Here is a 19,054-nt window from a genome sequence, read left to right as displayed (position 1 = left end):
TCCAACAAACCATGCAACAGCGGTTTTCCTTTACCGTTTTTTCCTCTGGTTGATAGGCGTTCCCGTTTTCTTTGATTTTTGGAGAATCCGAATAAGCCAGCGAAATTCTTCATCTGACAGATTTTTATAGTTGATACCGAGCTGCTTGCAGTAAAGCACTGCCAGTTTTTCCAAACGGCTGCCCTTGAAATTTTCGACCGCTTCCAGATTTTCTTTCAGTTCATTGGCAACAGTGGTCTGGGGCGCACTCTCACTATCCTTTTTATGGGTTTCCCGAATATCCCGGATAATCAGGTTTAGGTCATCCAGAACCATGTGGCTGAAATATTCATCATCACTGATATGGGCGGCTTGCAGCACTTTCAAATGTGGGTCATCTTCGCCAGGGCGATACCGTTCTATGATTTCATGTCGGACAGTATCGACAAGGGTGTTGAGGTTTTGAATCTGCATGGTGGCAATCCCATCCACATAAATCTCAATGTCCGCAAGAAACTTGATAAAGTCCTTATGGGTGGCAAGTTCGCAGAGCAGACGGTTGTTGATCCGACCGCTTTTCAGAAGTGCAACCATTTCATCGTTCAAATGCAGCTCCGTCAGTGGCGTGTTGATCTGCTCCCTGTTCTCTGTCCGGCACAGCAGATAATCGACGGAAACCCCATAGAAGTCTGCCAGCGTGATAAGGTTGCCATGATTGATTTCCTTAAAATCTTCTTTTTCATAACTGCCAAGGGCTGATTTAGAAATACCCGTTAGTTTTGATAGTTCTTCCAGATTTAAGCCTTTGTCCTTGCGGAGTTCCCAAAGGCGTTCCTGTATGCTTGTTGCTCCTTTCATGGGCACACGCTCCTTTCCAACGGTTTCATTGCTGCCGCTTATCTGGATTATATCACACTTTCCGTAATCGTGGAAATTTCTGATTTTTACCCTTAATTCCTACTTTGTGGACATACGGCACAGGGCACAAAAATGTTCTATGATACAGGTAGTTCATCGATGGATTATTCCAATCGAATGACCAGCCTGTGTGGGATATGCTTCCCCGGCGATGTAGCGCCATGAATTTTGGCAGGGATATGGAGGAACCCTGACCAAAACGAGCGTACCAAAGGGAGCGATACGCCGCTGTGAGATTCAGGGGAGGAACGACACCGGGGAGAACTGGCGGACTGACACCGAAATGATACCGAAACACAACAATCTGATAGGGGGACAGTCTACCCTATCGCTGATACTTCGGGAGATTTTAAGCGGCTCTATGGCTGTAATTTTACCGAAAATCGCCCCGAAACCATACACTAAAACGGGAGGAAGCGCAATATGCCGAGAATGAGCAAAAAGAGGAAGTATGAGCTTTCCTTTTACCTCAATGACCGGGGGCGTGTCACTTACAACGAATTATGCCGGAAATGCCAGCATGGGTGCAAGCAGAGCTTCCGGGCGGTTGTGATTGACTGCCCCTGTTATTTATCCAAACGAGCAAAGAAAAAGGAGGAACACACAGAATGAATTTTGAATTTATGACGATAGACACACCATTGCCGCCCTGTATGCCTTTTCCCAGAGCGTTGACAGGATTTCCAGTCAGCAGCACCGCAAAGGTCATGTACTGCCGGATGCTGGACGCTATGCTCTCCAAAGGGCAGGAGGACGAGAACGGAATCCTCTTTGTCTGCTTCCCTGTCACAGCCATTGCCGCAGTCCTGTCCCGCAGCTCCATGACGGTCAAGCGTTCTCTGAATGAACTGGAAACTGCCGGACTTATCATGCGGGTGCGTCAGGGCATTGGAGAACCAAACCGGATTTATGTGCTGATACCGGGAAAGGAGGACGCTGCCCTTGCCTGATACCTCAAAGCTGGAAAAACTCAATCGGGAGCTGGAAAAAAGCGAAAAGAAACTGCGGAAAGCCATCAATGATGAAAAGGCATTGCAGCACCAGTTGAAACAGCTTACCCGAAAGGAACGGACGCACCGGCTCTGTACCCGTGGCGGTATGCTGGAAAGTTTTCTGCAAGAGCCGGAACGCCTGACAGATGATGATGTCATGCTGTTGTTGAAACTCATTTTTCACAGACAGGACACGCAGGAACTATTGAAAAAACTGCTGGAACGGGAGATGACGGAACCCCCTTAGTTTACTAAGGGCGCAATTATACACCACCCAAAGGTTGGTGCATTGCGTTCTCCGAAGGCTCCTCGCCGGAGGGCTGTGATTTTCCGCAGTCATGGTCTGCTCCAAATCATACAGGGGACGCTACGCTTCCCCTGCGCTGGCTGTCGCCAGCTACCCTTTTGTGGACTTGCCATCTGGGGACACCTTGCGCTGCAAGCTGTTCCCAGCCGACAAGTAAAATATGGCTTGACTTAAAATTTTTATTCAGTTACCCTTAGATAAGAGTTACCGGTAGCTCTTTACCTAATCAATAAGGAGCGTGTAAAAATGTATCATGCACATTTTAGGGGAACACACTACGAAGCTGGTTTTCGGTGGGGTTCCTTACTGTTAAAACACAAAAATATAATTTTGGAGAACATACCATTTGAAATCACACGGGAGCGGATTGACTATGCTTTGTCCTGCCTTCCGATTTATGAAAAGTATTACCATGAGATTATGGAAGAAATTCAAGGTCTGGCAGATGGACAACAATGTGATGTCAGTATTCTGCAAGCTGTATTATTTAGTATGTACTCTATGCCGCCATCTTGTAATTGCTCTTGTTTTGCTTTTACAACGGAGCATGAAATTCTTCTGGGACGAAACAGTGATTTTCTGACAGAAATCGAAAGACTAAATCAGAATGTAGTTTATAAATTAACAGATGGAGTTTATTCTTTCACAGGAAATACAACTGCTTTTGTTGAGATTGAAGATGGCGTTAATGAACATGGTTTAGCGGTTGGTCTAACATCCGTCTATCCTAACCAATGCAAACCGGGATTTAACGCAGGTATGATTGTCAGATACCTGCTGGAGAAATGTAAAAATGTATCGGAAGCTGTCTCCTGTTTATATCAACTACCGATTGCTTCAGCGCAAACTTTAACCTTAGCTGATGCAATGGGGACGATAACAGTTATAGAATGTAATGCGGAACAGATAAAAGTAGAAAAGACATTGAATAACAATCTTTCTTTTGTCTGCGCAACAAACACTTTCCATTTTCCAGAAATGATAGGCTATAACAACGATAAAATTGATAATTGGTTTGCAGAAGAACGGTATCAAACATTGTATTCAGCTTTTAACAGAAAAAATGGAGGTTTCAATCTTCCATTTGCAGAAAAATTGTTGTCTGGGGATTATGGTTTTCTCTGCCAGTATGACAGAAGTACTGGTAAAGATACTGTCTGGTCAGTCATCTATGATATGAAACGACACAAAATTTATCGAAGCGAAGGGAATCCCGGACGACACAAATTCAAAGAAGATACTCGTTTTCAGTTTTGATTTTTCAAGCTGATATATTACTACAACTAAATACTCGCCGCCCACACAGCGGCACATTAAGCAGGAAATCTGAAAAAGATCTCCTGCTTTTTTTCTGCCCAAAATGAGGTGGTAAAACGCTACACCATCCACCAATTACCGAAAGGAGGGACACGAAATGCCTTGTCCACACAATGAAATCACGATTGTTCAGCGCAGCCAGCGGCAGTCTGCGGTTGCCGCCGCTGCTTACCAAAGCGGCGAAAAGCTGTTCTGTGAATACGACCAGCAAGTGAAGCACTACCCGGAAAAGCGTGGCATCGTCCACAATGAAATCCTGCTCCCGGCAAATGCCCCACGGTCGTATGCAGACCGCAATACTTTATGGAACGCCGCCGAAGCGGTGGAGAAGCAATGGAATTCCCAGATTGCAAGGCGGTGGGTGCTTACCATCCCCAGAGAGATACCGCCCGACCAGTACACTGTCCTTGTCCGGGAGTTTTGCCAGCAACAGTTTGTTTCCAAAGGCATGATTGTTGACTTTGCCATCCATGACCCCCACCCGCCGGGACACAATCCCCACGCCCATGTCCTGCTGACTATGAGAGCAATGGACGAACATGGAAAATGGCTTCCCAAGAGTCGCAAGGTTTATGACCTTGATGAAAGCGGAGAACGGATAAAACTTCCGTCCGGCAGGTGGAAAAGCCACAAGGAGGATACGGTTGACTGGAACGACCAGAAGTATTGTGAAATCTGGCGGCATGAATGGGAGGTCATCCAGAACCGCTATCTGGAAGCCAATGACCGCCCGGAGCGTGTGGACTTGCGTTCCTATGCCAGACAGGGGCTTGATATTATCCCTACTGTCCATGAGGGGGCTGCTGTCCGGCAGATGGAAAAGCGTGGTATCCAGACGAATATCGGAAATCTGAACCGGGAAATCAGAGCCGCCAACAGTCTGATGAAGTCCATCCGGCAGCTTATCCAAAACCTCAAAGGCTGGATTACCGAGCTGGGAGAAAAACGGAAAGAGCTGCTTGCACAAAAAGCGGCGGAGGAAGCGACACTTCTTCCCAATCTGCTGATGAAGTACATGGAGATACGAAAGGAAGAACGGAAGGACTGGACGAGGGCTGGACAGAACCGGGGGACTTCACAGGACTTAAAGGCAGTCAGCGAAGCCCTGTCCTATCTCCGGCAAAAGGGGCTTTCCACTGTGGAGGACTTAGAAGCGTTTCTGGAATCTTCCGGGAAATCAGCCGCAGATTACCGCAATCAGATGAAGCCAAAGGAAGCCCGCAGCAAAGTGATTGACGGGATTCTTGCCAGCCGGACAGACTGCAAGGAATGTAAGCCTGTCTATGAGAAGTACCAGAAGATATTTTTTAAGAAAACAAAGGAGAAATTCAAACAGGAACACCCGGAGGTTGCCCGGTATGCGAAAGCCGCCGCCTACCTTGCCAAGCACCCGGACGATAAGGACAGTACCCAAAAGGAGCTGCAAGAGGAGCAGGAAACGCTTCTGGAAGAAATTGCAGCCCTGAAAGTACCGCTGACAGAGGTGCAGGAGGATTTGAAGAAGCTGCGGGACATCCGCTACTGGGTACGGAAAGCCACACCCGGCACAGAGGAAAGCAAAGAGCCGCCCAAGAAGCAGCCCATCAAGGAAGTCTTGCAGGATAAGGCAGACGAGAAAAAAGCACAAAGAACCGCTCCGGCACAGGCGAAACACAGACAACAGGATATGGAACTTTAACAGACACTTGCCATTTTCAATCAGAGAATGTCAGGTGCTTTTTCTTTTTAAGGAGGGATAGATTTGAATGTATTTGAAGCTGTGAAGCAGTCCGTCACAACAAGACAGGCTGCGGAGCATTATGGAATCCATGCAGGGCGGAACGGGATGGCTTGCTGCCCGTTCCATCACGATAAAACCCCAAGCATGAAGCTGGATCGGCGTTACCACTGCTTCGGCTGCGGTGCGGATGGGGATGTGATTGATTTTGCCGCCGCCCTGTATGGGCTGGGAAAGAAAGAAGCCGCCGTACAGCTGGCACAGGACTTCGGGCTTTCCTATGAGGACTGGAAACCGCCGGGAAAAGCAAAAAAGCCCAAGCCCCGGCAGAAATCCCCGGAGGAACAGTTTCAGGAAGCAAAAAACCGCTGCTTCCGTATTCTTGCCGATTATCTCCACCTACTCCGAGTGTGGAGAAAGGAATATGCCCCGCACTCCCCGGAGGAAGTCTTTCATCCCCGGTTTGTGGAAGCCTTACAGAAGCAAGACCATGTGGAATATCTGCTGGATGTGCTGCTGTTCGGGGAAACAGAGGAAAAAGCGGCTTTGATTACGGAATACGGAAAGGATGTGATACAGCTTGAACAGCGAATGGCAGAGCTTGCAGCCGCAGACGCAGCAAGAACTAAAAAACACCATGAACGCCATGCAGCCACCCCAGAACATTGAGGAAATCAAGGCGGGGCTGGAAACTACCGAGAAAGGCGGTGTCCGTCAGAGCATACGGAACTGTCTGACCGTATTCCAGCGTGACCCGCTGCTTTCCGGGGCTATCGCATACAACATCCTGACCGACCGCAAGGACATCATAAAGCCCATCGGCTTCCACAGGGAAAGCACCGCCCTGAACGATACGGACATGAAGTATCTGCTTCTCTATCTGGAAGAAACCTACGGGCTTACCAATGAGAAGAAGATTGATAACGCCATCGGGATTGTGGCGAATGAAAACAAGTACCATCCCATCCGGGACTATCTCAATACCCTTGTGTGGGACGGGACAGAGCGAATCCGTTTCTGCCTGCGGCACTTTCTGGGGGCTGACGCAGACGATTACACCTATGAAGCGTTGAAGCTGTTCCTGCTGGGTGCAATCTCACGAGCCTTTCAGCCGGGATGCAAATTTGAAATCATGCTCTGTCTGGTCGGCGGTCAGGGGGCTGGCAAGTCCACCTTCTTCCGTCTGCTGGCAGTCCGGGACGAGTGGTTCTCCGATGATTTGCGGAAGCTGGATGATGACAATGTGTACCGCAAGCTGCAAGGTCACTGGATTATTGAAATGTCGGAAATGATGGCAACCGCAAACGCCAAGAGCATTGAGGAAATCAAGTCATTTTTAAGCCGGCAGAAAGAGGTCTACAAGATACCCTATGAAACCCACCCGGCAGACCGCCCCCGTCAGTGCGTGTTTGGCGGCACTTCCAATGCCCTTGACTTCCTGCCCCTTGACCGTTCCGGCAACCGCCGATTTATCCCCGTCATGGTGTACCAGGAGCAAGCCGAGGTTCACATTTTGGAGGATGAAGCTGCTTCCAGAGCCTATATCGAGCAGATGTGGGCAGAAGCGATGGAGATTTACCGAAGTGGCAGGTTCAAGCTGGCTTTCAGCCCCGCCATGCAGCGGTATCTCAAAGAACACCAGCGGGATTTTATGCCGGAGGACACCAAAGCCGGGATGATACAGGCGTATCTTGATAGGTACACCGGGAGCATGGTCTGCTCCAAGCAGCTCTACAAGGAAGCTTTGAACCATGCTTTTGACGAGCCGAAGCAATGGGAAATCCGGGAAATCAACGAGATTATGAACCAGTGCATTGACCGCTGGCGGTACTTCCCGAACCCAAGAATGTTTTCAGAATATGGCAGACAAAAGGGCTGGGAGCGTGAAAACCCGGCAACGGACTCCGGCAACCCGTCTGAAAAAACGATGGATGGTTTTGTGGAGGTCACAGAACAGATGGAGCTTCCATTCTGAAAATGACCGCCCGTTGCACCCCCTGTTGCTATCCCGTTGCCGAGCCGGTTGCTGGGGAAAACCCCTTATTTCCGGGCTTTTCTCCCTTATAACAACCAAAACAACAGAAAAATAAAAGAAAAGTATAAATAGTAACCATCGCCAGATTGAGATTGTTTGCAAGGTCTTTTGAAGCCCGTTGCCGGACTTCGTTGCCGACACCCTCTGTCTGGCTATTTTCATGCATGGAGGATAACTGCCTATGGCGAATAATAAGATGAATATTGAAGGAAAAAATTACTCGGATATTCCGGTGTGGCGTAGATATACGCTTACCATTGAGGAAGCAGCCAGATATTATCATATCGGCGAAGGAAAATTGAGAACGCTTATTGACACACATCCCAATGAGGATTTTTATGTGATGAACGGCAATCGTGCCCTCATTAAGCGTGAGAAATTTGAGAGGTATCTGGATCAGGCTACTGCTGTGTAAACAGAGCTGACAGATTTACCGATTTCACATGATATAACTATGCGGAGAGCTGGATTTGTGCTATGATAAGAGCGCAAGTCTGGCTCTCTTTTTTGAAAGGAGAGTTCACGATGAGTGAGAAAAGACGAGATAACCGTAATCGGATTTTGCGAGAGGGCGAGTACCAGCGTAAAGATGGGAGGTATCGGTTCCGCTATATTGATGAGGACGGAAAAGAGAAAAATGTATACAGTTGGCGTTTGGACAAGAATGAGCCAATGCCAAAAGGGAAGAAGCGGGAGCCTTCCCTGCGTGAGAAAGAAAAACAGATTGAAGCGGATTTGTTTGACCGTATCGTAACCAACGGTGGCAACTATACTGTTTTGGAACTGGTAGAAAAATATGTTTCATTGAAAACAGGAGTTCGTCACAATACGGTTGCCGGATATAAAACGGTCATCAATATGCTGAAAAAAGAGAGTTTTGGGAATCTGCGAATTGATAAGGTGCGTTTGTCAGATGCAAAGGCATGGTTGATTAAGCTCCAGCAGATTGATGGACGGGGATACAGTTCCATTCATTCTATCCGGGGAGTTCTAAGACCGGCATTTCAGATGGCAGTCGATGATGACCTGCTTCGTAAAAATCCATTTGAATTTGAGCTTGCATCCGTCATTGTCAATGATTCTGTTACCAGAGAAGCGATTACCCGAAAGCAGCAGAGAGATTTGCTGAAGTTTATTCAGGAAGATAAGCATTTCAGCAGATACTATGATGCAATCTATATTCTTTTTCACACAGGGCTTCGTATCTCAGAGTTCTGTGGGCTGACAGTTTCAGAAATTGAGTATGGAGAAATGCGTATCAAGGTAGACCATCAGCTACAGCGTACTGCACAGATGCAGTACGTGATCGAAGAACCGAAAACAGACAAAGGTATTCGATATGTACCGATGACAGAAGCTGTTGCAGCGTGTTTTCGCAGAATCATTGCCAACCGAAAGACGCCAAAGGTTGAGCCGGTGGTGGAAGGATATGCCGGATTTTTGTTTCTGGATAAAAACGATATGCCGATGGTTGCCCTTCATTGGGAGAAGTATCTGGAGCATATCATTCAGAAATACAATAAAATTTACCGTATCCAGATGCCGAAAGTTACCCCTCATGTATGCAGGCACACCTTTTGCTCTAATATGGCAAAATCCGGGATGAATCCAAAAACCTTGCAGTATATCATGGGTCACGCAGACATCAGTGTAACCTTGAACACTTACACCCATGTAAATTTTGATGATGCAAAGGAAGAAGTATATCGGATAGCGAATAGTTAAAAAAGCCCGTTGGTAAGGACGCTTGCTTTACCAACGGATTTACCAAGATTGCAGGGAAAAACATAAGAAAATACGAGAAGATTTGAGAAGATACCTTAAAAAGAAAGGAAAATTCAAAAGTCGGAAAACCCTGAAATATCAAGTGTTTGAGAAGAAATACAAGACTTAAATGGAGATATAAAAAGATGATAAAAGTACTTTTCATCTGCCACGGCAACATCTGCCGCTCCCCCATGTCCGAGTTCATCCTAAAAGACATGGTAGAAAAGCGCGGCATCCAAGATCAGTTCGAGATCGCCTCCGCAGCGACCAGCACGGAAGAGATCTGGAACGGAAGGGGCAACCCGATCTATCCGCCGGCGCAGGCAGAACTAAGAAAACATAAGATTGGAAACACGGCGTATACCAATTTCTCCGGGAAGCGCGCCCGCCAGGTCACGCGGGAGGATTACGGGTACTACGACTATATTTTGTGCGCGGAGACCACGAACATCCGAAATACCGTGCGGATCACGGGTGAGGACACGGAGCACAAGATAAAGCGTCTGCTGGATTACTCCAAGGATCCGAGGAACATCGCGGATCCTTGGTACACCGGAGATTTCGGTGTGACATATACGGACATCTGCGAGGGCTGTGAGAGTTTTCTCTCGTGGCTGGAGCAGGAAGGACATATAAGCATTACTAATAAAATTAAGTAAATAATTTCATGTCACTAATAACCGGAAAGCGTTGTAAAATCCGATTTGCAATGTTAGAATAAAAAAGCGGGCGATAAAAAGCCCGGCAGAGTTAGAAAACAAACAGGCAAACAGGATAAGGAGGTTCTGACATGGAAAAAATGTCATTGGAAAAAGAGTTGAGTGGTAATTCTTACCCGGGTAGAGGAATCGTGATTGGAAAATCAGCAGATGGAAAATATGCGGTGACGGCATATTTTATCATGGGAAGAAGCGAGAACAGCCGCAACCGTGTTTTTGTGGAGGACGGACAGGGAATCCGTACTCAGGCATTTGATCCGTCAAAACTGACCGATCCGAGTCTTATCATATATGCGCCGGTGCGTGTGCTTGGCAACAAGACGATTGTGACAAACGGCGACCAGACCGATACGATCTATGAACTGATGGACAAGCAGCAGACCTTTGAGCAGGCGCTGCGCACAAGAGAGTTTGAGCCGGATGCTCCGAACTATACACCGCGTATTTCCGGTATCATGCATGTGGAAGATGGAAATTACAACTACGCAATGTCCATCTTAAAGAGCAACAACGGCAATCCGGATGCATGTAACCGTTACACATTCGCTTATGAGAATCCGGTTGCGGGCGAAGGACATTTCATCCATACCTACATGGGTGACGGCAATCCGCTTCCGAGTTTTGAGGGAGAACCGACCCTGGTTGGTATTTCCGGAGACATCGATGCGTTTACAGATCTCGTATGGGAGAACCTGAATGCGGACAATAAAGTATCCCTGTTTGTCCGTTATATCGATATCGCAACAGGAAACTATGTGACACGCATTATAAATAAGAACAAATAAACGAGGATCAAGAGAGAAGCGAGGATAATCATGAAAGAATTAGAATTAAAATATGGCTGTAACCCGAATCAGAAACCGTCTAAAATCTACATGGAAGAGGGAGAACTCCCGATCAAAGTTTTGAGCGGAAGACCGGGCTACATCAATTTCCTGGATGCATTCAACGGCTGGCAGCTGGTAAGTGAATTAAAGAAAGCAACCGGACTTCCGGCGGCGACTTCTTTCAAACATGTTTCTCCGGCGGGAGCAGCAGTCGGCATGCCGCTTTCCGATGTGGAACGCAAGATCTACTGGGTGGATGATATGGATATCGAGTTTACTCCGCTTGCAAATGCTTACGCAAGAGCGAGAGGCGCAGACCGTATGTCTTCTTTCGGTGACTTTATTGCGCTTTCCGATGTCTGCGATGTCGCAACTGCCAAGATCATCAAGCGTGAGGTTTCCGATGGTGTGATCGCACCGGGATTTGAGCCGGAAGCACTGGCAATCTTAAAAGAAAAGAAAAAGGGAAACTACAACGTTATCGAGATCGATCCGAACTATGTTCCGAATCCGATCGAGAGAAAACAGGTCTTTGGTATTACTTTTGAACAGGGAAGAAATGAGTTACATATTGATGAGCATTTCTTTGACAATATCGTGACTGACAATAAGGAGATCCCGGAGTCCGCAAAGCGCGATCTTGCAATTTCCATGATCACTTTAAAATATACACAGTCCAATTCTGTATGCTACGTCAAAGACGGACAGGCAATCGGTATCGGTGCGGGACAGCAGTCCAGAATCCACTGTACCCGTCTTGCCGGTCAGAAGGCAGACAACTGGTGGCTGCGTCAGTGCCCGAAGGTCTTAAATCTTCCGTTCTTAGACAAGATCAAACGTGCGGACAGAGATAATGCGATCGATTTATACATCGGTGAGGATTATATGGATGTATTGGCGGACGGCGCCTGGGAAAATATCTTTAAGACAAAACCGGAAGTGTTTACCGCAGAAGAGAAGCGCGCATGGCTGGATAAAAATACCAACGTTGCGCTTGGTTCCGATGCGTTCTTCCCGTTTGGTGACAACATCGAGCGTGCGCACAGAAGCGGTGTGACTTATGTGGCAGAGCCAGGCGGATCGATCCGTGATGACAATGTAATCGCTACCTGCAACAAATACGGCATGGCAATGGCATTCACCGGAATCCGTCTGTTCCATCACTAAGAGGAAACGATACGGTTACTCGTGTGACCGGTTATAAATTAAAAGAAAAAAGGCTGGCAGAGATCAGACCGGGGATTTCCCCGAAACAGATCCTGTCAGTCTTTTTTTGATGCCACGCTGTGATGGAACCAGAGAGATTCAGTGGTCATTCAAAAACGGTTTCCGCAGAGTGACTTCCGGCAGCAGTGAGATGCCGCACTCTTCTGCAAGTGCAGAGCAGCCGTTATAAGTCGCCTCATCCCAAAAAGCGTCCGGTGTGTGCGCGTCCCTGCCGAATACAAAATCATTTCCGAGAGAGGCTGCAAGCGAAAAGAAACGTTTGGACGGGTAATGTCTCTGGTTTAAGTATCCACAGAAATTGATCTCAAGCGGAATGGAGAGCCGTTTGGCTTCCAGACACAGGTGGGTCATATGTTTATTGTAGATCTCATCGGAACCGGTAAAGTTGATAAGATCCGGGTGCGCGAGATAGGTGAAATTTCCGGTATTTAAGGCTTCGATCACGAGATCAACGTATTCTTTTAATTTCGCCTCGTCTGCACCCGGCGCGCCGCTGTAGCTGCCATCCAGCTCGCTGTGCAGAAAGTGCTGGCCGAGGATCAGGTAGTCGATATCATAAGGAAGGAGAAGATCACGCAGATCTGCCCAGTGATCCCTTAAATATTCCGCCTCAAAACCGACAAAGATCTGAATATCGTCTTTGTATTCCGCAGCGAGTGCGCGGATCGCGGTGACATAGTCAGAAGTATCATCCATATCCATGCGGACCGTGGACGGATAGCCGTGCAGATACGGGTATGGCACATGATCGGAAAAGCCGAGTGTTTTGATGCCGGCTTTAATCGCGCATTCTACATATTCCCGGTCGGTTCCCGTTGCATGATGACAGCGGAACGTGTGTGTGTGAAAATTATAATGCATGCTGTTGTTCATAAAAAACTCCAATCCTTCAGGTGACGTGATTTTTTGATCTATTTTTTACAACAGAAAATATTGTAGCACAGTCCGGCGAAAATTAAAATACGATCGGACTGTGGGAAAATTCATTCGGCAGACGTTTCCCGGTCTTGGCAGTCAGCGCGAGCCGATAGACATCCGCGGCAAAAATGTCTTTGGAAAGAAGCGCACAGGCATCGTCTGAGAGATAGCTCTTTGCATCCGCAAGCTTGGCGATGAGCGGGATGTCCGCGTTTTTCTTGATCGCCGAGAGAAGCGGTGCGGCACTTTTTCGAAAGCCGAGCAGCCGCAGGTAAGGCGCGAAGGAAAATACCCCTGCAAGTGCAAAATCTTCCTCTGTCAGGTTTAAAAGAATGTGGAGCAGTGCGCGGCTGATGCGTGTGTGGGTCAGTTCCTTTGATTTTAACTGCAGCACAAAATCGGACCAGCAGGTGAAATCAGAAAGGTTCTTTCGGATCTTGTTGGAGAGATCCGGCGTGACATCCAGATAGGAGGTAAAGCCGGACGCGCACTCACAGAGCAGTTTATAGTGCAGCATGGCGGAAAGATCATCGGAAAACAGAAAATCCCCGTCTTTTTGTGCTGCTTCTAAAATAGAAAACACAGCGGGCGGAACCTGATCCTGTATACCGGAGAGCGCGTCACTATCTGGTTTACATAAAAAATCGCGGATCGCGGTTGCGGAGGCAAGAGGGCCGGAAAGTGCGGTGTCGTGGTAACCGCTTCCCCGGCGCTTTAGCGGGCGTGGCGTTATGCCTGAGCCAAGCGAGAGCAGGCGCTGGACATAAGAAAGTCCTAAAATATTATTGGGGGAAGAAAGGAGCGCGTCGTCTGCCGGATTTTCTCCACAGCACAGGGAGAGGGCGGCATTTCGGGCAGCCGGAAAACTTTTCCCGAGCCGGAGCTGTGCGCGCAGCGCGTCCTGATACGCGGCGGGTTCCCGGTTTAAAAAATCCGCAAGCTTATAAAAAGCCGGAAGATCATCACTTTCCGCGCCAAAGCAGAGATCGGTGACGACACCGGTCTTTTCGAGGAGCGTGACCCCGCCGGCGGCAAAAGGCTCGGCACTTGCGCATGCGGATAATACCGGGAGCTCTAAGACGAGGTCGGCACCACAGCCAAGCGCCATTTTTGTGCGTTCCCATTTGTCTAAGATGCCGGGGATGCCGCGCTGCATAAAATCGCCGCTTAAAACGACGATGATAAAGTCGGTGTCCCACGTTTCTTTCGCGGTTTTTAACTGATAGAGATGACCGTTGTGAAACGGATTGTATTCTGCGATGATTCCGGTTACTTTCATATTGTGTGCAGGTTCCTTTCGTTCGGATAAAGTTGATATGTACCATATTCTGATTTTTATCCTACCATAAAAAGATTTTGGGTTCAAATTTCCAATTTAGCCTTGTATACAAATTTAGATTGTTTTATAATGTAAAATACATACAGTCCCATGAAAAATGGGATTATAGTACGTTAAAATGAAAAAGGAGATATGATATATGAACGTTTTAGTAATCAACTGCGGAAGTTCTTCTTTAAAATATCAGGTGATCAATTCTGATACAGAAGCAGTACTTGCAAAAGGCCTTTGCGAGAGAATCGGGATCGATGGCAGACTGACCTACAAACCGGCAGGCGGAGCCAAGGAAGAAAGAGAAGTGGATATGCCGACCCATAAACAGGCGATCCAGCTTGTTCTGGACGCGCTGGTAAATCCGAAGACAGGTGCGTTAAAGAGCCTTTCCGAGATCGGTGCAGTCGGACACAGAGTCGTACACGGCGGAGAGAAATTCGCTTCCTCCACGATCTTAAATGAAGAAGTCTTAAAAGTCGTAGAAGAGTGTAATGATCTTGCACCGCTTCACAACCCGGCAAACCTGATCGGTATCCGCGCGTGCCAGGAACTGATGCCGAACACACCGATGGTTGGCGTATTCGATACCGCTTTCCATCAGACCATGCCGGAGAAGGCTTATATGTACGGTATCCCGTATGAATACTATGACAAATACAAAGTTCGTAAATACGGCTTCCACGGAACCAGCCACAGCTTCGTTTCCCAGAAAGTAGCAGAACTCCTCGGAAAACCGTATGATTCCTTAAAGACGATCGTATGCCACCTCGGAAACGGTGCGAGCGTGTGCGCGGTAGATAAAGGAAAATCTGTGGATACTTCCATGGGACTTACCCCACTCGAAGGTCTGATCATGGGAACCAGAAGTGGTGACGTGGATCCGTCCGTATTAGAGTTCATCGCAAAGAAAGACAATATCGATATCACAGGTGTGTTAAACATCTTAAATAAGAAGTCCGGTCTTCTCGGAATGTCTGATGGACTCGGCAGTGATTTCCGTGATATCAGAGAAGCGGCAGGAAACGGAAATGAAAAGGCAAAGGTTGCCATGGACGCGTTCGCTTACCGTGTTGCAAAATATGTAGGCGCTTACGCAGCTGCCATGAACGGTGTGGATGTTATCGCGTTTACCGCAGGAATCGGTGAGCATGCTTCCGCGCTCCGTACCCAGATCTGCGAATACTTCGGATATCTCGGTGTTACGATCGACGAGACCGAGAACTGGAAAGAAGAGGACTACATGACCATTTCTACTCCGGATTCCAAGGTAAAAGTCATGGTGATCGCGACAAACGAAGAGCTTGCGATCTGCCGCGAGACCGTTGCGCTGGTAAAATAAAAATTTTGTTGACAAACCTTGGTCAAGTATGTATAATTGTTTGAGTGTGATTAGGAGAGTATCATGAAAGTAGATATAACAGACATTGTTTCGAATGAAAACAAAAGTGTTACAAAAGAAGTGGAAATCGATCTTACCTCTTTTGATTCAAAATTAGGTAATTTCCCGATCATCAAGAAAACGCCATTCACGTTACAGCTTACGAATGAGGAAAATAAGCATCTGCTTATCGAGACTGAGTTGGATGTGACGCTTGAAATACCATGTGACCGTTGCCTGACACCGGTGGATACGGATTTTCACATTTCAGTATCCAGAAAGCTTCCGATCGGCGGCGAGCCTGTTTCGGAGGAGGACGGCGAGGAAGACGATTATGTGGATGGATTTGATCTGGATGTAGATAGACTTATCTATGGTGAGATTATGGTTAACTGGCCGACGAAGGTTCTGTGCAAAGAAGATTGCAAAGGAATTTGTAGGAAATGCGGTGTGAATTTGAATCTGCAGACCTGTGATTGCCAGAAAACAGAGCTGGATCCAAGAATGGCCGCTATCCAGGATATCTTTAACAAATTTAAGGAGGTGTAACCAGATGTCAATTTGTCCAAAGAACAAATCTTCCAAAGGAAGAAGAGATAAAAGAAGAGCAAACTGGAAGATGACTGCTCCAAATTTAGTAAAATGCAGCAAATGCGGCGCTTTAATGATGCCTCATAGAGTTTGCAAGAACTGTGGTTCTTATAACAAGAAAGAAATTATCCCTCAGGACTAATCAGTGGGGAGATCAGGAGTGTTTGAAAAAACACTCCTTTTTTACTTTCGGAATATAATGGAAAAGGTGATTTTATATGAGTGATATTTTTAATTATGACAACAAACTGATGCAGGGACTGGATAAGTTTTTCAATGTATGTTACCTGAGCATCGTCTGGCTGCTTGCCTGCATTCCGATCATTACGATCGGCGCGGCAAATACGGCGCTGTATTACACGGCAAACAAGGTCTTAAAACATAACCGCGGTTATGTCTGGAAAGATTTCTGGGGGGCGTTCCGCGCCAATTTCAAACAGTCTACGATCGTCTGGCTGGTGACACTCGGACTGACATTGTTAATGTGCTTTGATACCTATGTAATGTGGAAATTTGCGGCTGCGGGATATGGCATTGGCAAGATCTATATCTTTTTTACGATCGTACTCGCGTTCGTGATCATGTGGGCGGTATATGTTTTCCCATATATCGGACGTTTCGCGAATACGACAAAGGCGATCATGAAAAATGCGCTGCTGTTGGCGTTTGCACATCTGCCTAAGACACTTCTGGTATTTGCAATGTTTGTAGGATGCGCGGTTTTGCTCTATTTATTCGGATTTCTGATCGTTCTGCTTCCGGGACTTTACATGTGGATCAAGAGTTATATCATGGAAGGCATTTTCAGAAAGTACATGTCCGAGGAAGACCGTGAGTCTGAGGATGAACGCAACCGTGAATACTAGATTTATTTTTGGTTGATTTATAGAATAAGATATAGTATATTTTGATATAGATATGTGACAGCAGTCCGTAAGGAGGGAGAACATGCAGGAGATCACGACAGTAGTATTAGACGCGATGGGCGGAGATCATGCGCCAGGCGAGATGGTGAAAGGTGCGATCGACGCAGTCAATATGCGGGACGACATAAAAGTGATCCTGGTAGGACAGGAAGATGTCATTAAGGAAGAGATAGGAAAGTATCAGTATCCGGAAGACAAGATCGGAATCGTACATGCGGAAGAGGTTATCGAAACTGCCGAGCCTCCGGTCAATGCGATCCGTAAAAAGAAAAATTCCTCGATCGTAGTGGGAATGAATATGGTAAAAAACAAAGAGGCAGACGCGTTTGTCTCAGCAGGAAGTTCCGGAGCAATCTTAGTCGGCGGACAGGTTATTGTCGGAAGGATCCGTGGGATCGAGCGGCCGCCGCTTGCGCCGATCATCCCGACCGAGAGCGGCGTTTCACTCCTCATCGACTGCGGAGCCAATGTGGATGCGCGTCCTTCCCATCTGGTGCAGTTCGCGAAGATGGGTTCGATCTACATGGAACATGTAGTTGGGATCAAGAATCCGAGAGTGGCGATCGTAAATATCGGGGCAGAGGAAGATAAGGGAAATGCGTTAGTCAAAGAAACATTTCCGTTACTCAAGGCGTGTACCGATATCAATTTCGTTGGCTCGATCGAAGCCAGAGAGATCCCGCATGGCGGAGCGGATGTAATTGTCTGTGAAGCGTTTGTGGGAAATGTCATCTTAAAGCTGTATGAGGGGCTCAGCTCTACACTGATCAGCCTCGTAAAGCAGGGCATGATGAGCAGTGTGACAAGCAAGATCGGAGCGGCAATGGCACTTCCGGCATTGAAAAAGACGTTAAAAGAGTTTGACGCTTCCAAATACGGCGGAGCACCACTGCTTGGTCTGAACGGACTGGTCGTAAAGACACACGGCAGTGCAAAGGCAATGGAGGTAACCAACTCCATCATTCAGTGTGTCACATTTAAGAATGAAGATATCAATGGAAAGATCAAAAAAAATATTATAGTTTCTGAGGAAAAGACAGAAGCATAGAAAGGAAATGACGTATGGAATTCGAAAAGTTAAAAAAAATTATTGCGGAAGTATTAAATGTGGATGAAGATGAGATCACAATGGACACAACATTTGTGGATGATCTGGGAGCAGACTCCCTGGATGTGTTCCAGATCATTATGGGAATAGAGGAAGAATTCGATATCGAGATCGAAAATGAAGAAGCAGAAAAGATCGTTACCGTTTCAGATGCGGTAGAGCAGATCAAAAATGCGTTAAACAACTAATCGCGCTGGATTCTTTTGGCGGATCAGAGAGACGAAAGATAAAGCCCTTTTAGAAGGGCTTTATCTTTCGTTTCATAATAGAAGAGAAATTACTGCGGTGAGGAGAAGAAGATGAGAAAACAATTAGAGTTTCAAGAGGTGATCGGATATCAGTTTCAAACACCGGGACTGCTTTCACAGGCATTGACACACAGTTCCTATGCCAATGAAAAACATATGAAAAAGGGATCGGACAATGAACGTCTCGAATTTCTGGGAGATGCGGTGCTTGAGATCGTGTCAAGTGAGTTTTTATACTTAAATTACCCGAAACTGCCGGAAGGCGATCTGACGAAGATGCGCGCGAGCCTGGTCTGTGAGCCGACACTGGCGTTTTGTACCAGACAGCTGAATCTTGGCGATTATCTCCTGCTTGGCAAGGGAGAAGATATGACCGGCGGAAGAAAACGCAAGTCCATTCTTTCGGATGCGCTTGAAGCGGTTATCGGTGCCATTTATTTAGACGGTGGTTTTGCTAGTGCAAAAGAGTTTATTTTAAAATTTATTCTGACGGATATTGAACATAAGCAGCTCTTTTATGATAGCAAGACTATCCTTCAGGAGGTAGTGCAGGCATCCTACAAGGAGGAACTGTGTTACCGCCTTGTCGGGGAAGAAGGACCGGATCATGACAAACACTTTATGGTCGAGGCCTGGATCGGAGAAATGCTAATCGGAAAGGGCGAGGGACACACAAAGAAAGCGGCGGAACAGGAAGCGGCTTATCAGGCATTGCTGAAACTGAAAAAGTAACAGACAGGAAACGGG

General features: G+C 47.1%; 22 protein-coding genes. 19 read left to right on the top strand and 3 right to left on the bottom strand.

The window, feature by feature from the left end; translation table 11 throughout:
- Positions 1–30: 30 nt before the first annotated feature.
- Positions 31–837, bottom strand: coding sequence for a helix-turn-helix domain-containing protein (locus tag H8Z76_RS07415; protein ID WP_005924756.1), 807 nt, complete (start codon positions 835–837; stop codon positions 31–33).
- Positions 838–1,320: 483 nt separating this feature from the next.
- Between H8Z76_RS07415 and H8Z76_RS07410 the strand changes: the two genes are divergently transcribed.
- The 12 genes from H8Z76_RS07410 (at position 1,321) to H8Z76_RS07355 (ending at position 11,745) form a co-directional block, all read left to right on the top strand.
- On the top strand, positions 1,321–1,509 hold the full coding sequence (locus tag H8Z76_RS07410; RefSeq protein ID WP_005927683.1) for a hypothetical protein: 189 nt from the start codon (positions 1,321–1,323) through the stop codon (positions 1,507–1,509).
- Positions 1,506–1,847: a DeoR family transcriptional regulator gene (locus tag H8Z76_RS07405; RefSeq protein ID WP_005927681.1), complete on the top strand. Its 342-nt coding sequence runs from the start codon at positions 1,506–1,508 to the stop codon at positions 1,845–1,847. Before H8Z76_RS07410 ends, H8Z76_RS07405 begins: the two co-directional genes overlap by 4 nt.
- Positions 1,840–2,136, top strand: coding sequence for a DUF3847 domain-containing protein (locus tag H8Z76_RS07400; RefSeq protein WP_186982073.1), 297 nt, complete (start codon positions 1,840–1,842; stop codon positions 2,134–2,136). The genes H8Z76_RS07405 and H8Z76_RS07400 overlap by 8 nt, the downstream gene beginning before the upstream one ends.
- 306 nt (positions 2,137–2,442) lie before the next feature.
- Positions 2,443–3,453 (top strand): C45 family autoproteolytic acyltransferase/hydolase, encoded by a 1,011-nt coding sequence (locus tag H8Z76_RS07395; RefSeq protein ID WP_186982072.1) that lies wholly within the window; start codon positions 2,443–2,445, stop codon positions 3,451–3,453.
- Between the two features lie 157 nt (positions 3,454–3,610).
- Positions 3,611–5,191, top strand: a complete 1,581-nt coding sequence (gene mobQ, locus H8Z76_RS07390) for a MobQ family relaxase (protein ID WP_186982071.1) — start codon at positions 3,611–3,613, stop codon at positions 5,189–5,191.
- Positions 5,192–5,254: 63 nt separating this feature from the next.
- Complete coding sequence (locus tag H8Z76_RS07385) at positions 5,255–5,899, top strand: CHC2 zinc finger domain-containing protein (RefSeq protein WP_098924862.1); 645 nt, start codon at positions 5,255–5,257, stop codon at positions 5,897–5,899.
- The gene (locus H8Z76_RS07380; protein WP_186982181.1) at positions 5,868–7,205 is read left to right on the top strand and encodes a virulence-associated E family protein; all 1,338 of its coding nucleotides are present in this window, start codon (positions 5,868–5,870) and stop codon (positions 7,203–7,205) included. Before H8Z76_RS07385 ends, H8Z76_RS07380 begins: the two co-directional genes overlap by 32 nt.
- Positions 7,206–7,446: 241 nt before the next feature.
- Positions 7,447–7,680, top strand: a complete 234-nt coding sequence (locus H8Z76_RS07375) for an excisionase (RefSeq protein ID WP_016218019.1) — start codon at positions 7,447–7,449, stop codon at positions 7,678–7,680.
- Between the two features lie 110 nt (positions 7,681–7,790).
- On the top strand, positions 7,791–8,990 hold the full coding sequence (locus H8Z76_RS07370) for a site-specific integrase (RefSeq protein WP_186982070.1): 1,200 nt from the start codon (positions 7,791–7,793) through the stop codon (positions 8,988–8,990).
- Between the two features lie 185 nt (positions 8,991–9,175).
- Entirely contained in the window at positions 9,176–9,691 is a 516-nt protein-coding gene (locus H8Z76_RS07365; RefSeq protein ID WP_186982069.1) for a low molecular weight protein-tyrosine-phosphatase, read from the top strand.
- Positions 9,692–9,822: 131 nt separating this feature from the next.
- Positions 9,823–10,536 carry an IMP cyclohydrolase gene (locus H8Z76_RS07360; protein ID WP_186982068.1) on the top strand — a complete coding sequence of 238 codons (714 nt, stop codon included), beginning with the start codon at positions 9,823–9,825 and terminating at the stop codon, positions 10,534–10,536.
- 30 nt (positions 10,537–10,566) lie between these two features.
- Positions 10,567–11,745, top strand: coding sequence for a phosphoribosylaminoimidazolecarboxamide formyltransferase (locus tag H8Z76_RS07355; protein ID WP_186982067.1), 1,179 nt, complete (start codon positions 10,567–10,569; stop codon positions 11,743–11,745).
- A gap of 138 nt (positions 11,746–11,883) precedes the next feature.
- On the opposite strand, the gene H8Z76_RS07350 is transcribed toward H8Z76_RS07355, so the two are convergent.
- On the bottom strand, positions 11,884–12,678 hold the full coding sequence (locus H8Z76_RS07350) for a histidinol-phosphatase (RefSeq protein WP_186982066.1): 795 nt from the start codon (positions 12,676–12,678) through the stop codon (positions 11,884–11,886).
- Between the two features lie 82 nt (positions 12,679–12,760).
- Positions 12,761–14,002 carry a nucleotidyltransferase gene (locus tag H8Z76_RS07345; RefSeq protein WP_186982065.1) on the bottom strand — a complete coding sequence of 414 codons (1,242 nt, stop codon included), beginning with the start codon at positions 14,000–14,002 and terminating at the stop codon, positions 12,761–12,763.
- Between the two features lie 199 nt (positions 14,003–14,201).
- Here H8Z76_RS07345 and H8Z76_RS07340 point away from each other — a divergent pair, with 199 nt between their 5' ends.
- The 7 genes from H8Z76_RS07340 (at position 14,202) to rnc (ending at position 19,039) form a co-directional block, all read left to right on the top strand.
- Entirely contained in the window at positions 14,202–15,395 is a 1,194-nt protein-coding gene (locus H8Z76_RS07340; RefSeq protein ID WP_147618536.1) for an acetate/propionate family kinase, read from the top strand.
- Between the two features lie 63 nt (positions 15,396–15,458).
- Positions 15,459–15,983 (top strand): YceD family protein, encoded by a 525-nt coding sequence (locus tag H8Z76_RS07335; protein WP_022515000.1) that lies wholly within the window; start codon positions 15,459–15,461, stop codon positions 15,981–15,983.
- A gap of 4 nt (positions 15,984–15,987) precedes the next feature.
- Positions 15,988–16,167 (top strand): 50S ribosomal protein L32, encoded by a 180-nt coding sequence (gene rpmF, locus H8Z76_RS07330; protein WP_147618537.1) that lies wholly within the window; start codon positions 15,988–15,990, stop codon positions 16,165–16,167.
- 76 nt (positions 16,168–16,243) lie between these two features.
- Complete coding sequence (locus H8Z76_RS07325; RefSeq protein WP_022515001.1) at positions 16,244–16,891, top strand: YesL family protein; 648 nt, start codon at positions 16,244–16,246, stop codon at positions 16,889–16,891.
- An 82-nt stretch (positions 16,892–16,973) separates the two neighbouring features.
- Positions 16,974–17,999: a phosphate acyltransferase PlsX gene (plsX, locus tag H8Z76_RS07320; protein ID WP_147618539.1), complete on the top strand. Its 1,026-nt coding sequence runs from the start codon at positions 16,974–16,976 to the stop codon at positions 17,997–17,999.
- A 14-nt stretch (positions 18,000–18,013) separates the two neighbouring features.
- Complete coding sequence (gene acpP / locus H8Z76_RS07315; RefSeq protein WP_022515003.1) at positions 18,014–18,247, top strand: acyl carrier protein; 234 nt, start codon at positions 18,014–18,016, stop codon at positions 18,245–18,247.
- Between the two features lie 111 nt (positions 18,248–18,358).
- A complete protein-coding gene (gene rnc / locus H8Z76_RS07310) occupies positions 18,359–19,039 on the top strand; it encodes a ribonuclease III (protein ID WP_022515004.1) in 681 nt (226 codons plus the stop codon).
- Positions 19,040–19,054 lie beyond the last annotated feature (15 nt).

It is taken from the genome of Roseburia yibonii (genome assembly GCF_014297335.1).
GTDB lineage: Bacteria > Bacillota > Clostridia > Lachnospirales > Lachnospiraceae > Roseburia_D > Roseburia_D yibonii.
Note: the sequence above shows the minus strand (reverse complement) of the source record. Positions and strands in the feature narration are given on the sequence as shown.

Coding starts and splice junctions, on each gene's coding strand:
- H8Z76_RS07415 (WP_005924756.1), bottom strand. CDS start 837: ATGAAAGGAGCAACAAGCATACAGGAACGCCTTTGGGAACTCCGCAAG.
- H8Z76_RS07410 (WP_005927683.1), top strand. CDS start 1,321: ATGCCGAGAATGAGCAAAAAGAGGAAGTATGAGCTTTCCTTTTACCTC.
- H8Z76_RS07405 (WP_005927681.1), top strand. CDS start 1,506: ATGAATTTTGAATTTATGACGATAGACACACCATTGCCGCCCTGTATG.
- H8Z76_RS07395 (WP_186982072.1), top strand. CDS start 2,443: ATGTATCATGCACATTTTAGGGGAACACACTACGAAGCTGGTTTTCGG.
- mobQ (WP_186982071.1), top strand. CDS start 3,611: ATGCCTTGTCCACACAATGAAATCACGATTGTTCAGCGCAGCCAGCGG.
- H8Z76_RS07380 (WP_186982181.1), top strand. CDS start 5,868: ATGAACGCCATGCAGCCACCCCAGAACATTGAGGAAATCAAGGCGGGG.
- H8Z76_RS07375 (WP_016218019.1), top strand. CDS start 7,447: ATGGCGAATAATAAGATGAATATTGAAGGAAAAAATTACTCGGATATT.
- H8Z76_RS07370 (WP_186982070.1), top strand. CDS start 7,791: ATGAGTGAGAAAAGACGAGATAACCGTAATCGGATTTTGCGAGAGGGC.
- H8Z76_RS07365 (WP_186982069.1), top strand. CDS start 9,176: ATGATAAAAGTACTTTTCATCTGCCACGGCAACATCTGCCGCTCCCCC.
- H8Z76_RS07360 (WP_186982068.1), top strand. CDS start 9,823: ATGGAAAAAATGTCATTGGAAAAAGAGTTGAGTGGTAATTCTTACCCG.
- H8Z76_RS07355 (WP_186982067.1), top strand. CDS start 10,567: ATGAAAGAATTAGAATTAAAATATGGCTGTAACCCGAATCAGAAACCG.
- H8Z76_RS07350 (WP_186982066.1), bottom strand. CDS start 12,678: ATGAACAACAGCATGCATTATAATTTTCACACACACACGTTCCGCTGT.
- H8Z76_RS07345 (WP_186982065.1), bottom strand. CDS start 14,002: ATGAAAGTAACCGGAATCATCGCAGAATACAATCCGTTTCACAACGGT.
- H8Z76_RS07340 (WP_147618536.1), top strand. CDS start 14,202: ATGAACGTTTTAGTAATCAACTGCGGAAGTTCTTCTTTAAAATATCAG.
- H8Z76_RS07335 (WP_022515000.1), top strand. CDS start 15,459: ATGAAAGTAGATATAACAGACATTGTTTCGAATGAAAACAAAAGTGTT.
- rpmF (WP_147618537.1), top strand. CDS start 15,988: ATGTCAATTTGTCCAAAGAACAAATCTTCCAAAGGAAGAAGAGATAAA.
- H8Z76_RS07325 (WP_022515001.1), top strand. CDS start 16,244: ATGAGTGATATTTTTAATTATGACAACAAACTGATGCAGGGACTGGAT.
- plsX (WP_147618539.1), top strand. CDS start 16,974: ATGCAGGAGATCACGACAGTAGTATTAGACGCGATGGGCGGAGATCAT.
- acpP (WP_022515003.1), top strand. CDS start 18,014: ATGGAATTCGAAAAGTTAAAAAAAATTATTGCGGAAGTATTAAATGTG.
- rnc (WP_022515004.1), top strand. CDS start 18,359: ATGAGAAAACAATTAGAGTTTCAAGAGGTGATCGGATATCAGTTTCAA.